General features: G+C 42.1%; 12 protein-coding genes, 1 tRNA gene and 3 pseudogenes. 9 read left to right on the top strand and 7 right to left on the bottom strand.

The genetic code is table 11. The annotated features are described in order from the left end of the window. Nucleotides 1-80 precede the first annotated feature (80 nt). From MYF79_RS13740 to MYF79_RS13730, 3 genes are read right to left on the bottom strand one after another with little or no spacing between them, the layout of a single operon-like run. Nucleotides 81-1,514 carry a CCA tRNA nucleotidyltransferase gene (locus MYF79_RS13740; protein WP_247814503.1) on the bottom strand — a complete coding sequence of 478 codons (1,434 nt, stop codon included), beginning with the start codon at nucleotides 1,512-1,514 and terminating at the stop codon, nucleotides 81-83. A gap of 30 nt (nucleotides 1,515-1,544) precedes the next feature. After that, nucleotides 1,545-2,114 (bottom strand): L-threonylcarbamoyladenylate synthase, encoded by a 570-nt coding sequence (locus MYF79_RS13735; RefSeq protein WP_247814501.1) that lies wholly within the window; start codon nucleotides 2,112-2,114, stop codon nucleotides 1,545-1,547. A 3-nt stretch (nucleotides 2,115-2,117) separates the two neighbouring features. Beyond that, nucleotides 2,118-3,248 (bottom strand): glycosyltransferase family 4 protein, encoded by a 1,131-nt coding sequence (locus tag MYF79_RS13730; protein WP_247814500.1) that lies wholly within the window; start codon nucleotides 3,246-3,248, stop codon nucleotides 2,118-2,120. Nucleotides 3,249-3,339: 91 nt separating this feature from the next. Here MYF79_RS13730 and MYF79_RS13725 point away from each other — a divergent pair, with 91 nt between their 5' ends. From MYF79_RS13725 to MYF79_RS13705, 5 genes are all read left to right on the top strand, one after another. Further along, on the top strand, nucleotides 3,340-4,152 hold the full coding sequence (locus MYF79_RS13725; RefSeq protein ID WP_247814498.1) for a 2,3,4,5-tetrahydropyridine-2,6-dicarboxylate N-succinyltransferase: 813 nt from the start codon (nucleotides 3,340-3,342) through the stop codon (nucleotides 4,150-4,152). 169 nt (nucleotides 4,153-4,321) lie between these two features. Then, nucleotides 4,322-5,449 (top strand): glycoside hydrolase family 76 protein, encoded by a 1,128-nt coding sequence (locus MYF79_RS13720; protein WP_247814497.1) that lies wholly within the window; start codon nucleotides 4,322-4,324, stop codon nucleotides 5,447-5,449. Between the two features lie 74 nt (nucleotides 5,450-5,523). Continuing rightward, nucleotides 5,524-5,607 (top strand) — tRNA-Leu (locus tag MYF79_RS13715). 159 nt (nucleotides 5,608-5,766) lie between these two features. Then, nucleotides 5,767-7,149: a dGTP triphosphohydrolase gene (gene dgt, locus MYF79_RS13710; RefSeq protein WP_247814495.1), complete on the top strand. Its 1,383-nt coding sequence runs from the start codon at nucleotides 5,767-5,769 to the stop codon at nucleotides 7,147-7,149. Next, on the top strand, nucleotides 7,149-7,961 hold the full coding sequence (locus MYF79_RS13705; RefSeq protein WP_247814494.1) for a hypothetical protein: 813 nt from the start codon (nucleotides 7,149-7,151) through the stop codon (nucleotides 7,959-7,961). Before dgt ends, MYF79_RS13705 begins: the two co-directional genes overlap by 1 nt. 335 nt (nucleotides 7,962-8,296) lie before the next feature. Here MYF79_RS13705 and MYF79_RS13700 read toward each other — a convergent pair. Continuing rightward, a pseudogene (locus tag MYF79_RS13700) lies at nucleotides 8,297-8,700 on the bottom strand (IS481 family transposase); the annotation flags it as partial. A 328-nt stretch (nucleotides 8,701-9,028) separates the two neighbouring features. Between MYF79_RS13700 and MYF79_RS13695 the strand changes: the two are divergent. From MYF79_RS13695 to MYF79_RS13685, 4 genes and pseudogenes are all read left to right on the top strand, one after another. Beyond that, nucleotides 9,029-10,390 carry an ISL3 family transposase gene (locus MYF79_RS13695; protein WP_247811729.1) on the top strand — a complete coding sequence of 454 codons (1,362 nt, stop codon included), beginning with the start codon at nucleotides 9,029-9,031 and terminating at the stop codon, nucleotides 10,388-10,390. Between the two features lie 11 nt (nucleotides 10,391-10,401). Next, nucleotides 10,402-10,524 (top strand): annotated as a pseudogene (locus MYF79_RS32505) (hypothetical protein); the annotation flags it as partial. A gap of 45 nt (nucleotides 10,525-10,569) precedes the next feature. Continuing rightward, nucleotides 10,570-11,316, top strand: a pseudogene (locus MYF79_RS13690) (integrase core domain-containing protein); the annotation flags it as partial. A 228-nt stretch (nucleotides 11,317-11,544) separates the two neighbouring features. Then, nucleotides 11,545-12,753, top strand: coding sequence for an IS256 family transposase (locus MYF79_RS13685; protein WP_247814492.1), 1,209 nt, complete (start codon nucleotides 11,545-11,547; stop codon nucleotides 12,751-12,753). A 215-nt stretch (nucleotides 12,754-12,968) separates the two neighbouring features. Here MYF79_RS13685 and MYF79_RS13680 read toward each other — a convergent pair whose 3' ends face one another. The 3 genes from MYF79_RS13680 to MYF79_RS13670 form a co-directional block, all read right to left on the bottom strand. After that, on the bottom strand, nucleotides 12,969-13,604 hold the full coding sequence (locus MYF79_RS13680) for a hypothetical protein (protein WP_247814491.1): 636 nt from the start codon (nucleotides 13,602-13,604) through the stop codon (nucleotides 12,969-12,971). A gap of 331 nt (nucleotides 13,605-13,935) precedes the next feature. Further along, nucleotides 13,936-14,562 carry a hypothetical protein gene (locus MYF79_RS13675; protein ID WP_247814489.1) on the bottom strand — a complete coding sequence of 209 codons (627 nt, stop codon included), beginning with the start codon at nucleotides 14,560-14,562 and terminating at the stop codon, nucleotides 13,936-13,938. A gap of 94 nt (nucleotides 14,563-14,656) precedes the next feature. Continuing rightward, nucleotides 14,657-14,818: a hypothetical protein gene (locus MYF79_RS13670; RefSeq protein WP_247814488.1), complete on the bottom strand. Its 162-nt coding sequence runs from the start codon at nucleotides 14,816-14,818 to the stop codon at nucleotides 14,657-14,659. Nucleotides 14,819-15,071 lie beyond the last annotated feature (253 nt).

Below are 15,071 nucleotides of genomic sequence, written 5' to 3'. Positions count from 1 at the left end.
TGAGATCAATATTACAAACATCACACCCGATCCTGAAAAAGGCAGCGTTAACATTAATTAACACTACTAAATTAACATTTTTATTTAACTGGTGTCAAATCCATCTCTTTCGCCTTTTCAAGCAGGAATGCGAAAGCCGCATCGTAGGTATTGGGAATGATCCCGTCCAGGATAGCCTCGCGGATGGCATTTTTCAGATCGCCCACGGCCCTGGAAGGCGTAAGGCCGAAAGTTTCCATAATGATCTCTCCCGTAACGGGTGGTTGCCAGTTGCGGATACGGTCACTTTCTTCCACCTCTTTCAGTCGCTGGCGCACCAGTTCAAAGTTCTCTAGGTAGCGCTTTACCTTCACTTTATTCTTGGAGGTGATATCTGCTTCGCAGAGCATCATCAGGCCATCTATATCATCACCAGCGTCAAAGAGCAATCTGCGTATAGCAGAGTCGGTTATATTCTCTTTTGTGAGGCTGATAGGGCGAAGATGCAGTTCCACCAGCTTCTTTACCAGTCGCATATTCTCATGCAGCGGTAGTTTCAGTTTGGTGAAGATACGGGGTACCATCTTCCCTCCCACCGCATCGTGTCCGTGGAAGGTCCAGCCATGTCCCTGCTCAAAGCGTTTGGTGGCGGGTTTGCCGATATCATGCAGCAAAGCGGCCCAACGCAGCCAGAGGTCTTTGGTATGGCGGGAGATGTTGTCCACCACCTGCAGGGTATGATAGAAATTATCCTTATGCCCTTTTCCGTCAACCGTTTCCACCCCTACGAGGTCTACCATCTGCGGCAGTATGATTTTCATAATGCCGGCTTTATAAAGCAGGTCGAGGCCTACGGAAGGCACGGGCGACAGCATGATCTTATTGAATTCGTCTGAGATCCGTTCCTGAGAGATGATCTTGATGCGTTCTGCATTCTCTTTGATACCTCTGAAGGCTTCTTCGGAGATGGTGAACTGCAGTTGTGACGCAAAGCGTATGGCGCGCATCATCCGCAGGGGATCATCGATGAAGGTCTGTGCCGGTTCCAGTGGTGTTCTGATGATCTTCGCCTCCAGGTCGGTAATACCGCCAAAGGGATCTACCAGGCTGCCGTAATCAGCTTCATTGAGGCTGATAGCCAGGGCATTGATGGTAAAGTCGCGGCGAAGCTGGTCATCTTTGAGGGTACCGGGTTCCACATCCGGGTTCCGGGAGTCGTGGCGATAGCTTTCTCTTCTGGCGCCCACAAACTCGATTTCCAGGTCGTTCCATTTGACCTGTGCCGTACCATAGGTTTTGAAGAAGCTAACCTTCGCATTATCAAAATATCCGGCCACCTTATGAGCAAGGGCGATACCGTCCCCCACGCATACAATGTCCATATCTTTGGTACGCCTGTTCAGTATTTTATCCCGCACAAAGCCGCCGATCAGGTAGCAGGGCGTACCCAGTTCGTGGGCCGCTAATGCTATCTGTTCCAACACTTTCCGTTCCTGTAAAGTACAGGGAATATCTATAGGCTTTCTGCTGATCATAAATGAATAAAACGGCAAAAGTAAGTTTTTTTATCTGATCACCTGAACACTGCCATCTTTCAGGAGCTTAATGATCCGGGAGGGCGTTGCCGGGGTCGTATCGTCCTGCCGGTAGTTAATAACATAGTCCACTCCTTCTTTTATGGCTGTTTCCACTTCCCTGAAGGAAGCCGGCGAGGGATGCCCGCTGATGTTCGCAGAAGTGGAAACCAATGGTTTCCGCAGGCGTTTGATCAGGTGGCGGCAGAAGGTATCCTGTACGATCCGGATTGCGATAGTACCATCGCTGTTGATCACGTTCGGAGCAAGGTCAAGCGCCCCTTCATAGATGACAGTGGTGGGACGGTCAAAGCCTGCGATGATCTCCGCAATATCAGGAGGGGTATGCGCCACATACTTCAGCAGGTCGCGCACTTCTGCCAGGAGGATGACCAGGCTTTTGGCCTCCGGCCTTTGTTTGAGGGCAAATACTTTGCTAACGGCCGCTTCGTCGGTCGCATCGCAGCCGATACCCCAGATGGTGTCTGTGGGATAGAGGATCAGGCCCCCGCTGCGTAACACCTGCAGGGAAGCTGTTACATCATTTTCAAAATCGATCATAATTTATAAACTTTCGTAGACCTTCATCACGGCCGCAGCACATCTTTCCCGGCTGAACAGTTGTGCATGCGCCCATCCTTTTGTTCTCATTTCTGCTGCGAATGGTTGTTCATTCAGTACACGTCTCATCGCATCTGCAATACTGGCCGGCTGCAGGGGATTGACATATAAAGCGGCATCACCGCCCGTTTCCCCGAAACAGGACCCGGAGGAAGTGATGACCGGCGTACGGCTCCAAAGCGCCTCCAGGATGGGGATACCAAAGCCCTCAAAGATAGAAGGATATAATAAAGCTTCCGCACCCTGGTATAATAATGGCACATCGGCATCTGCGATCCTGGCCTTCTCATTCAGCCAGATGATCCGCCCCGAAAGGTCGTGTTTTTCGGCAAAAGCCTTCACCTTGTTCTTATAGCTGCTGCCACCTCCCAATACCACCAGGGGCAGGTCGATCTCTCCTTTCAGCTGCAGCATAGCCTGCAATATGCCCAGGAGGTTCTTTCTTTCTATGATGGACCCTACATACAGGAAATAGGATGCCGGCAGCCCGTACTGTTCCTTCATCTGCGCAATACGAGCCTTGTCGTGCGTAACGGCAAAAGATTCATCGCAGCTCTGGTAAACCACTTCTATTTTCTCTGCCGGAGTTTTATAATATTGAATGATATCCTGTTTGGTCTGTTCGCTGATGGCGATGACTTTATCTGCGTAACGACAGGCATATTTTGCCTTTCTTCTGTAGGTCTGTACGTCGATCGGATTGTATTGTGCGGGATAGCGTTCGAAAATAAGATCGTGCATGGTCACGACGCTCTTCACGCCACTTTCATGAATACCAAAGGGGATCTCGTGGCTGAGCCCATGGTAGATATCGATGCCTTTGGCCACCAGTTCACCCACCACATATTTGCTTCTCCACGCGCTGCGGAACCAGCGGTGCAGCCGTTTTTCAGGCAATACAGGCTGAATGTTCGCATAGGCCTCCGTGGCATACATGTTGGTCAGCTTAGGCGCATAGAGATAATAATTATGCTGCGGGTACCAGGTAGCCAGGGAGCTAATCAGGGTCCGGCTGTAATTGCCCAATCCCGTATTGTTCTGGTAGGCCCGTTTTGCGTCAAAAGCGATATTCATAGCATCATTTAAAGGGCTGTAAAGGTAAGGAATCGCGCCCAGCTTGCAACTACTAACAGGTTTTCCTTATGTTTGTAAAAAATTTTCAACGATGGAGCTAAAAGAACTAATAAAAGCAGCCTGGGAGAATCGCGCTTTATTGCAGGAATCACAATACAGTGATGCAGTAAAATGTGTGATCGAAGCTGTAGACAAAGGCAAAAGCAGAGTGGCCGAACCGGGCGAGAACGGATGGATAGTAAACGAATGGATCAAACAGGCCATTTTGATGTACTTCTCTATCCAGCCAATGGAGACCATAGATCTGGGACCTTTCGAGTTCTTTGACAAAATGAAACTGAAATCCCGCTACAAGGACCTGGGCGTACGTGTAGTGCCTCATGCTATAGCCCGTTATGGCTCTTTTATTGGTAAGGGCGCTATCCTGATGCCATCTTACGTAAACATCGGCGCTTATGTTGACGAAGGCACCATGGTGGATACCTGGGCTACCGTAGGCTCCTGCGCGCAGATCGGTAAACATGTTCACCTGAGCGGTGGCGTAGGCATCGGCGGCGTACTGGAACCACTGCAGGCAAGTCCTGTGATCATCGAAGATGGTTGTTTCCTCGGCTCCCGCTGCATCGTGGTAGAAGGTGTGATCGTAGAAAAAGAAGCGGTACTGGGCGCTAACGTGGTACTGACCAAGAGCACCAAGATCATCGACGTAAGCGGTCCGGAACCGGTTGAATATAAAGGCCGTGTACCAGCACGCAGCGTAGTGATCCCTGGTACCTACACCAAGAAATTCCCTGCCGGCGAATACCAGGTACCTTGCGCACTGATCATCGGTCAGCGTAAAGCGTCTACCGACCTGAAAACCAGCTTGAACGACACGCTGAGAGAATTCAACGTAGCTGTATAAGCCTGCGTCACATATATTTTTGAAGCCGCTTCCATCCCGGAAGCGGCTTTTATTTTTTGCTCCTGTAAGGAATTTTTTCCTCCCGCCTGTCCTATTGAGGTAGCAGATTGAAAACCCGAGATTCCACGAACCACGTCGTAAAACCCTTCACTCATAAAAAATGAAAAACATGAAAATTCCACGAATTTTGGCATTACTGTTTGCCCTCGCTATGACCAGCTGCGGCAAAAAAGACGTTCAAAAACTATCTCCTGCAGATGTTACCAAGGGCCTAGCCGCACAACCCACCCGTTCCGAGGCTTTACTTGCCATGCAGTGCTACAACAACGCATTCTACAACCAGTATGGCACTTATGGACCTTCTTTCAAGGCCTATTATTACTCAGATGTGACCCGCACGGGCAGAATGGACTTCTGGCGACAGGCGGAGGCCATTGAGACGCTGATAGACGCGTATACGGCCAATAATGACGCAGACCTGCGGAATAAGATGGTGTACCTGTATAATGGTATGAGAGACGCCTACGGTCTGTTATGGAGTTCCAACATCTATAATGATGATGTGATCTGGGGCGCTTTAATGTGCATCCGCGCCTTTCAGATCACCAATGACGGCGGTATGAAAGACATGGCGAAGAATAACTTCGATATGGTCTGGAACCGTGCCTGGGATACGAACCTGGGGGGCGGTCTCTGGTGGACCACTGCCAACAACACGAAAAACGCCTGTGTCAATGCTCCGGCGGCGATTTGCGCTATGTACCTGTACCAGGCCACAGGAGATGCAAGCTACCGGGACAAGGCCAAGATGATCGTCGACTGGATGGTGAGCAAGCTGTATACCTCCTCCGGTGAAGTAAAAGGCGCCATGAATGCTGCCGGTACGATCACGGAAGGTGCCCGTACTTATACACAAGGTACTTTTATCGGCGCCTGCAGCATGTTGCATAGCTCCTTCCCTTCCGGTAATTACAAATCAATGGCCGCTAAAGCCATGGACTACACGAAGGCGAATATGTGTAATGCGCAAGGCCTGCTGCCGGACGAATATGACTGCGACGACTGCCAGGGATTCAAGGCCATCTTCGCCCGCTGGGCCTGTAAGTTCGTCCGCGACCATGGCCTGCAAAGCACCTATGCTACATGGCTCAACTACAATGCTTCTGAGGCCTGGACCTATCGTAACTCTAACGGCTTAATGTGGGGCCAGTGGTGGCGCCGTACACCGGACAACTACGTTAATTCTTTTGAGACCACTTGTGGTGTGGCGATGATGAATGGTGTGTGGTTGTTTTAGAAAATTTTAGTTTAAAAATTTGGAAGTTTAGAAAAAGTGTCTACCTTTGCAATCCCTTAACACGGAAAACAGTTGCCCAGATGGCGAAATTGGTAGACGCACTGTGTTCAGGTCGCAGCGCTCGCAAGGGTGTGCTGGTTCGAATCCAGTTCTGGGCACTTGGCTAACGCCGGAGACATAATCTCCGGCGTTATTGTTTTAAAACCATTCGGATCATGTCCTCGTAACTACGCTTTGTAGGATGAGTCAAATTTCTTTATTTTACATTACCCCTCGTGCATTTGCTTGCTATTTTTTACTCACCAATTGAAATACTTATGAATTGGGATCAACTTCTTTTGAATGAAACTTTCAGACCCAGAAGTCCTCTAAAACACTTTGATGGCAGAGACCCATTTGAGAATGATTATAGCAGAATTATCTCCAGCTCCTTCACTCGACGGCTCCAAGATAAAACCCAGGTTTTCCCACTACATGAAAGTGATTTTATTAGAACTCGACTAACTCATTCCTTGGAAGTATCATCAATAGCCCGGTCACTTGGAAAAAGTGTAGAGAAAACGCTGATACAGCAAAAGGAATTAGACGGTCTATTAATAGGGCAAATTCCTTCACTATTAGCTGTAGCGGGACTAGTTCATGACTTAGGTAACCCTCCATTCGGTCATTTTGGAGAGTCTGCAATTAAGAGCTACTTTAGAAAATTCTTTACGGACGGAAATAAAGGTAATCTGTGGACAGAACAAGAAAAAAATGATTTTATATATTTTGATGGGAATGTACAAACCCTGCGAATTCTCCGCAAACTTCAATATCTAGGCGATGAATACAGCTATAATTTAACTCTTCCTACATTAGCCAGCATAATTAAATACCCAAGGAATTCGGTCAAGGGTAATAAAGGAAAAACTACTGGCAATATTGCGGACAAAAAATTTGGATATTTTCTTACAGAAGAAGATGACTATAATCATATTTCGAATAAACTAGGCTTAAAAAATGAACGGCACCCTGTTGTTTTCCTGCTTGAGGCAGCTGATGATATTGCCTACTCTGCAGCAGATATTGAAGACGGTGTAAAGCTTGGAACATTGGATTTCGAGAGCATTTACGAAACATTTGAACTATCGCTAAAGGGAGGAACCGAGCTTGAAGAAAAAACGCTTATGGAACTTAAAAATATTTATGGCACATTCAAAGCAAATGGATCTGATCGGTTAAATTTGACTGTTAACAAATTCAGAATATTTACACAGGCAATAATGATCCAAGAGACAATAAATGAGTTTTTAGCTAACTATTCATTAATCATGAATGGAGAGTATAAAACTGAGTTAATATCGAACTGTGCTGCCAAAAATATTAGGAAAGCATATCAAAATCTTTCTACTCTGGTTTTTAAGCATAAGGGAATTATACAAGCAGAATTGGCTGGCTGGGAAGTAATTCAAGGCTTGTTGAATATCTTTGTACCAGCAAGTCTAAATAACAATTTTAATAGCAATGGTAATAATTACGAGTCTAGATTGTACAATATGATTTCCTACAGTCTACGGCATATGTTTGAGACCCATTCTACTATTTATTCTGGAACTAATCATGAATATAGAAGGTTCCAACTAATAATTGATTTCATAAGTGGCATGACTGACTCGTATGCACTAAAATATTACCAAAAACTGAAGGGTATTGCCTTATAATGATGGTATTACGAGAAACTCAAAATAAAAAAGAATTCAAAAGGATTTTCCTCGCACAGTTTGAAAAAACGCGCGAGGAAAACCCTTCTCTAAATAAATTTATATATGAGATAAGTTTATTTCACAATATTTATATCGTTGGTGGATTTCTCCGAAATGTTATAAACGGGGAAAAACCAAGGGACCTTGATTTAATTGTTAGAATGAGTAAAGATGAATTGGATGATACTGTTAGACTTTGCTTTAAGGAATTTGCTGAGAACCGTTTAGGAGGATACAAAATACAGTTAGAAAAAATCGCAATCGATGTATGGAGTATCGATGATAACTGGGCGTTTAAAAAGGAGCTCGTTAAAAATATTGAAGCAAATTATGTTGAAAAAATTGCTGAGGGGACTTTTTTTAATTATGATTCTCTTGTTTTAGATCTTCATAAGTTTAGGAGCAGTTTCAAGCATTACAATTTTTGTGCTATCAATAAAGAGCTAGATATTTTAAAGAAAAACTCAAAGTATAAAAAATTAAACCCGACAAGAGAGGCGAATGTTTTAAGAGCATTTTACCTTAGAAGAAAATATGGATTATCATACTCAGTTCAATTACGGAAATACATTTTAGAACAGTTGAATTATTTATCTCAAGTAGATCAAAATTATACTTTTAAATTAGTACAACTTTTAAATAAATATCAAAAGTATCAAGACTATCTATCAGAGTCTATTATCGACCTCCTGATCAAAGAAATATATAATCCTCCCTCTCACAAAGATCCTGATAGAAATAATCAACAATTTCAACTTTTTACTGACTAAAAAAACAAATCACCAATGCCGTCTAAGAAAGGACTGAAATCAAGACTTTCTTTAGATACCGTATTGTTAATCTACTTGATAGATTTTCTCCTTGAAAATTTGTTAACAATAAACTTCCCGGCAAAGAACGCAGTGATTAGACCCATTACTGCTAAAATAATCTTGGTTGTATTATCACTGATATCCATGCAGGCTAATTGAGGTGTATAAGTACGATATAAGGAATATTAGTATGGTATATATATTGAAATTAACTTATAAATTGCAATAGTCAATATTTGATCTGACAGTGCAAGGGATTTTGTATGATTAAATTTTAACTAAAGATAACTGATTTAGTTGTTTCCCTTGGCCAGATGCTTAATTGCCATAAAAGTCTCCATGGGTGTTTTACCGTAACAGTATTTTCCGCTACGTGGCCGCTCATTATTATAGTAATTGAGCCAACTATCTAAGTCGGCCTGCAGCTGCTCCAATGTGGTGTAAAGTCGCTTGCGGAATGCGATAACGTAAACTCTTCCTAATAAGTATCCTGTGCTCCCAGATAACCAGGGTGTTCGGTTTCAATCTCACCGTAAGCTTCTCTTTTTTCCTTTTTACGCTCAAGAGCTATCATCTGGGCTTCCGTAAGGATAATGCCTTCCTGGGCCACTTTAGCTTCCAGCGCCTTTAATCTCTTATCGAATACCTCCAGGTCGTGCATTTGCCATACGCTACGAACACCGCCTGCCGATATATAATCAATTTGTGATAGCAGCTTCTTTTACTTTCAATATCGCTATGATATTCGCGATGCCATCCCGATCTTTCACATATCACGAAACACAAGCTCTTTATCAAAAGCATTTATACATAATTATAACTAGTATTACATAATTGATTTCAACTGTAAATTCTGGTCATGTTGGTTCTTCGTCACTTTTGGTGGTTGGGAAGTGTTACATAATGAGACTCAATGTAACATAAGTTATAAATTTCATGTGCCTCAAAATTTAATATTTGATTGTGATGTGTTTTGCTTTGATTTATTGGATTACAAAGTAGATGCAGGTAATATCACTCTATTTATGAGAAGCCAGAAAGTGGAGCAGTTGTGCCCTCTTTGTAATATTCCTGCGACCAAACTTCATAGCTACTATTATCGATCCTTCAGAGATTTACCAGTGTTTGAGAATAAAGTATTGATAAGATTAAAATGTAGGAAATTTTATTGTGAAAACCAGTCATGTATCAGAAAGATCTTCGTTGAATCTCTTGATAATACTTTTTCTAAGTATAGTAGGACTACCAATAGGCTGAATAAAAAGCTTTTGAAGATAGCATTGTTGGTTGGTGGTAATATGGGATCAAAGTTATCTCAAACCTTAAATATACCTACGAGTAGTTCCACGTTTATCAGATTAATACACAAACAGAAATTTCCTCAAAACTTTGAGGCAAATGAGATAGGGATAGATGATTGGGCATATAAAAAAGGCCACACTTATGGAACTGCTATTATCGACCTGACATCACGAAAGATCATTGATTTATTACCCGATAGGGAAGCTAAAACCGTAGAAGATTGGTTAAAGCAAAGACCTGATATAAAAATAGTAACCCGGGATCGGTTCGCTAGATATGCCAAAGGAGTTTCAAAAGGTGCTCCGCAGGCATTACAAATAGCAGATCGTTGGCATCTGATAAAAAATATGGGTGATGCTTTGACTAAACTATTAGAACGGGTTCGGCAAAGCATGAAACCTCAATTGGTAAACAAGGTGAAAGCAGCAAAGGAATACCTGGAACCAGGAAACCAGGCTTTGAAAGAATCCTCTTATGGCTCATTGCCGAAGCGCTTTTCGCAATTCGAACAAATAAGGAAATATTATAAGGATGGCGTACCAATAAGAACTATTGCCAGATTGGTAGGAGCAAGTAGAAATACTGTAAAAAAATACTTGCACCTAAACGAGCCACCACCTAAAATACCCGCCAGAAGTAACTTAACTGGATATGTAGATTATATCCAGTCCAGATTGAGAGAAGAACCTGAAGTGGAAATTATTCAGTTATGGAATGAAGTTAAAGAAAGAGGATATAAGGGAAGCAAAAGCGTATTCTATGAACACCTAAAGGGATATCAGAAAGGGAAACGGTATCCAACAATATCATCCTCTTCAATGCCATACTGGTCCGCAAGGAAAGTAAGTCTATTACTTTATCGAAAAAGAAAGCAACTATCAATGGAAGAGAGGGAATTGATCTCCAATTTAAAGAAAAAGTCAAAGGATATTCAAACAACTTCACTTTATGTAAACAGGTTTCGTAAACTATTAGAAAATAAACATGGAGAAGGATTACAAGATTGGATTGATGAAGTATCTGGTACCAACCTTAAAGAGCTTAAAAGCTTTGCAAAGGATTACTATCAGACATCACTGCTGTAACAAATGCAGTCTCATTTCCCTGGAGTAATGGACAGGTTGAAGGCCAAATTAATAAATTGAAGACAATAAAGCGTCAGATGTACGGACGGGCTGGATTCAATCTGTTACGAAAGCGATTGGTGCTGCAAAGGTAGTAACCACCAAAAGTGACGAAGAACCAACATGACCAGAATTTACACTCACCTGCAGGCGTGCGGGGAGTATGGCTAAGGCATAATCTGGAAACATTTAAGAAACGTCTAAAAGCTCTGGAAGAGAAATCTGGAAGTGAAGGCCTGGTTTTAACTGAAGCTCAGGTCATCGCATTGGAAAGAGCAAAAGAGGAAAAGGTTGCTCATGGCGAAATCGAAACACTTCATCCTGGTTATCTCGGCGCACAGGATAACTATTATGTAGGCACTATAAAAGGTGTCGGAAAAATCTATCAGCAGACATTTATTGATACCTACACTAAGGTCGCGTTTGCCAAAATATATGACCGTAAACACGCTTTGGTTGCAGCAGACATGTTAAACGACAGGGTATTACCATTCTATGAGGAATATGGAGTACGCTTGCTGCGTGTATTAACTGATAGAGGCACTGAATACTGTGGAGCAAGAGATCATCATGAATTTGAGCTCTATTTAGCATTAGAGGACATAGATCATGCTAAGACTAAAGCGAGAAGCCCTCAAACCAACGGAATCTGTGAACGATTTAACCGTACGGTTCAAGACGAGTTTTACTCGATAGCCTTCCGGAAGAAGATCTACACTTCTCTTGAGCAGATCCAGACCGATTTAGATGAGTGGATTGATCACTACAATCGTAATCGGACACATACTGGTAAATACTGCTTCGGACGAACTCCTTTACAAACTTTCGAAGAAACAGTACCTTTAGCAAAAGAAAAGCAGCTGGACGAGCTACCGCCAACTGCCTAAAATATTACCCGACTGTCGGATCAAATCGGAGCTATTACACATGTATGATACCGATATTTCTGGTAGTGTAAAATTCTTTGTGTAAGTATATATTCAACTGTATCGAGTTAATACCACCAGCAGGTGGAGTGAAGTGAGGCGGAGCGTAGCGGAGCCGAACGGAACGACACCTGCTGGGTACGGCGGCTGGATTTGCCCCCGATATTTTTTAACTTTGAATACAGTACCATGGACAATCAACAACCACAATTCTCGAAGGAGTTCTTCAAGCAGTTTAAGAACAAAGAGGAGTTTCACGCCTTTTTCAATAGCCTGTTTAAGCAGGGTGTGGAAGAAATGCTGAAGGGAGAACTCGATGAACATCTTGGTTATGAGAAACATAGCCCTGAAGGAAGAAACTCAGGTAATAGCCGCAATGGCTCTTACAAAAAGAAAATTAAGACAGAATCTCTCGGCGACCTTGCCCTTAATATTCCCCGTGATCGTAATAGTGAGTTTGACCCAGTCCTTATTCCCAAGGGACAACGGATGAGTGATAAGCTGGAAGAGGCTATTATCGGCATGTACAGCCGCGGAATGACAACCTCAGACATTAGTGATCAGGTGAAAGAGGTATACGGTGTAGACGTAAGCGAAGGCACCATTTCCAATGTCACTAATCGTATCTCGGAGCATGTAAAAAGCTGGCAGAACAGGGTTCTTGAGCCTGTTTACTTTATGGTCTGGATGGATGGAATAGTGCTGAAAGTCAAGCAAAACGGTAAGTATATCAACAAATGCATATACCTGGTAATCGGACTGAAAAATGATGGGTTGAAAGAAGTGTTGGGCATGTGGATGGCAGAAACTGAATCCGCCTCCTTCTGGATGAGCGTTTTAACCGATTTAAAGGCTCGAGGAGTAGAGGATATATTAATTGCCTGCACTGATAACTTAAAAGGCTTTACAGATGCTATTAAGGGTGTATTCCCACAAACAATTACCCAGCTGTGTGTTGTCCATCAGATCCGCAATAGCTGTAAATATGTGGTATGGAAGGACAGGAAAGAGTTTTGTGCTGATCTGAAGGAAGTTTATGGAGCGCCTAATCGCGCAGCTGCAGAGCATGCGTTAGTCACTTGTTCTGATAAGTGGGGGGCTAAATACAGACATGCGATTCAATCGTGGGAGAACAACTGGGATAATCTTACCAGCTACTTTGACTTCCCAATGGAGATCCGCAAGATCATGTATACCACAAATACCATCGAAAATCTTAATAGGGGCATCCGCAAGTATACTAAGACCAAAGTTCAATTTACGGATGATGCTGCGGCTCAAAAGGCCGTTTACCTGGCTATCATGAACATTGAAAAAAAATGGAGCATGCCTATCCATAACTGGGGGCTGGTGCTCCATCAATATTTAACTATTTTTGAAAACAGATGTCGGATTTGATCAGTTGACTATGTGTTTACACAATATATTTTATAGTCTCATATTTCTGCTGCTACGCTTTCTGCTATAACCGACCCCGTCTCTTCATACATTTAATCGTCACTGCAATTTACAAGTTTTACATCATTAGTGTTCAACCAAAACGACCTTACCACGACAACGGCGGGATAGGGCGCTATGCTCTTACTGAGGATCTGCAAAGACTATATTTACTTTTAGGGGCATTCTTTTTTTAGATATTTACCGCTCAATATAAACCGCTGCTTATTCATAACAATATACCTACTAATAGGCACATCAGTCAGTACAGTAATCGCTACTTTATTCTTATTCCCTTCAATTGTTATCCACTTTGATGACATGCCATTTTCAAAAACCACTTTTACACGGGTTATTCTATCAAATGAACCGTTACAGCTTCCTATCATGGGAAGACATTTAATACTATCTTCGTTGATTAACACAACTGCATCAGTTAAAAGCTCATGCTTCGTATTTTCTACAATAGCAATATTCGATTTATAGACAAAACGTCTGTTACTATCACTGCTTATTTCTATAGGAACGTTATCAATTTGAAGTGAGCTTTGTAACATTAGTACACCATTGGCTATTTCCCATTTGCCTTGACTTACTCCATTATTCGCAATAGCATTCAAATTATATAAAAAAGTTCTATCCTTCATCAACAATAATTCAACAGTACCGTAACTGTCGTTGGCAGAGCTATAAAATTTCATTAAAACTCCAGTTCTTATATCATGTTTTGTAAGCTTCTTCTTTGTTAATGTTTGGCCTTTCAACTGACTTGAAAATAAAATTACAATTACGACAACAAAAAATGCTTTCATATTATCTGTTATTAAGTAATTCTCCCGTATAATATTCCGGCGTACCAGTTAGCTTTTTGCTGCTCCTGCTTGTGTTCCCGACTCCGTTGTCGTGACTTCTGACCGACAACAGAAGTCGGGAAATAATCCAACGGAGAAGAATGCCTCATGCGATCTAACAATGTTAGTTAATAAAACAACGCAGGGTCTCCCGGCATATCACTAAATGATAATGCCTAGAGACCCTGCTGGGCGGCACCTATCAGCAATAGTTGCCCAGCCAACATAAAAAATAGATATTATGTACGAATATATATAAGCTTTTCTTTTACTCATGAATTATTGATAACAGTCACTTATTTATTTTACTTTTTAAAATTTCATGAGATTTTGCAGTAATATCAAACCTACAACCCTGCTTTCCTACCTGATATCCTACATAACCGATCCCATTTTCAAAATAAAGAATAGTATAGTGCCCATTTATAATACTAGACTCGATGCATTTCTCATCACTTAGTGGGTAACAATCTCCTATCAAATAATATAAAAACACACTTTTGCCGTTAATCAAGGCCTCTTTAAATGGGATAACTGCAATTACTGATGCCTCGAGTCTTATATTACGGCGCAAATATGACTCTCCAGGCTTCAATATGGTATCAACTGCATTTACACAGTAAAAATAATACCGATACACCTTTCCATTTCTGATAAAATCTTCTTCAGTATCAATTATTTTATATACACTCCTTTGACGCAACGTAAATAGCTGCCCGCCTTTGAGAATCAGAGAATCAACCCTGTTTTCCATTCTCTCAACATAGCTGGAATCAGTAATATATTCACGGTCATATTCCACATACTGATCGCAACTGTCTGAATAATATCTTAATTCCAATTTAGGGTTACTTTTACTTGGCTCTTTCAACGTTCCACACGAGGTCAGAAAAAGCATCACAATAATAAATAGTCTCATTTAATTGCTCTTTTTGCTTAACAATCGATTTGTGACATCCTCCTTCATAATCTGATAAGCAGCGGCTAATTTATTTCCATAGTCGGAGAAACTATTATCCACCCAAAACTGATTTTGAATACTCCCCTACTATATCCGCCACTTCGGTAATAATATTATTACTTTTATCTTGTATACCAATGCTAATAGCACTTATTGCCTTTATATCAAGATCAGACACTCCGTCTATATTGTTTGCTGTGACAAAATCTTTCAATACAGATCGCATTTTGTCAAGGTATTTTCCATACGACAATGTAGCTTCCCTGCCCCTTTATAAGATGTTGCGTCATCTATCTCGTAATGTGAGTTCGCATGCAACAACTCATGAGTTATAACAGCCGCTTGTCCCAGGGAATTGTAATTATTTTTTACACCCCGACCTCTGCGGTTTTTCTCACGATCCATTAAATCCCATGCCCGGTGGGAGCATCACACCTTTTTTTGAGTGTTTCAGGTCTGAATTTCTT

Source organism: Chitinophaga filiformis, assembly GCF_023100805.1.
Taxonomy (GTDB): Bacteria; Bacteroidota; Bacteroidia; order Chitinophagales; family Chitinophagaceae; genus Chitinophaga; species Chitinophaga filiformis_B.
The sequence above is the reverse complement of the archived record's forward strand: the minus strand, read 5'-3'. Positions and strand labels throughout refer to the sequence as shown.

Excerpts from the sequence above, each read along its gene's own strand:
- dgt (WP_247814495.1), top strand. The coding sequence starts at position 5,767 with ATGAATTGGGATCAACTTCTTTTGAATGAAACTTTCAGACCCAGAAGT.
- MYF79_RS13725 (WP_247814498.1), top strand. The coding sequence starts at position 3,340 with ATGGAGCTAAAAGAACTAATAAAAGCAGCCTGGGAGAATCGCGCTTTA.
- MYF79_RS13695 (WP_247811729.1), top strand. The coding sequence starts at position 9,029 with ATGAGAAGCCAGAAAGTGGAGCAGTTGTGCCCTCTTTGTAATATTCCT.
- MYF79_RS13735 (WP_247814501.1), bottom strand. The coding sequence starts at position 2,114 with ATGATCGATTTTGAAAATGATGTAACAGCTTCCCTGCAGGTGTTACGC.
- MYF79_RS13730 (WP_247814500.1), bottom strand. The coding sequence starts at position 3,248 with ATGAATATCGCTTTTGACGCAAAACGGGCCTACCAGAACAATACGGGA.
- MYF79_RS13685 (WP_247814492.1), top strand. The coding sequence starts at position 11,545 with ATGGACAATCAACAACCACAATTCTCGAAGGAGTTCTTCAAGCAGTTT.
- MYF79_RS13720 (WP_247814497.1), top strand. The coding sequence starts at position 4,322 with ATGAAAATTCCACGAATTTTGGCATTACTGTTTGCCCTCGCTATGACC.
- MYF79_RS13675 (WP_247814489.1), bottom strand. The coding sequence starts at position 14,562 with ATGAGACTATTTATTATTGTGATGCTTTTTCTGACCTCGTGTGGAACG.
- MYF79_RS13680 (WP_247814491.1), bottom strand. The coding sequence starts at position 13,604 with ATGAAAGCATTTTTTGTTGTCGTAATTGTAATTTTATTTTCAAGTCAG.
- MYF79_RS13705 (WP_247814494.1), top strand. The coding sequence starts at position 7,149 with ATGATGGTATTACGAGAAACTCAAAATAAAAAAGAATTCAAAAGGATT.
- MYF79_RS13740 (WP_247814503.1), bottom strand. The coding sequence starts at position 1,514 with ATGATCAGCAGAAAGCCTATAGATATTCCCTGTACTTTACAGGAACGG.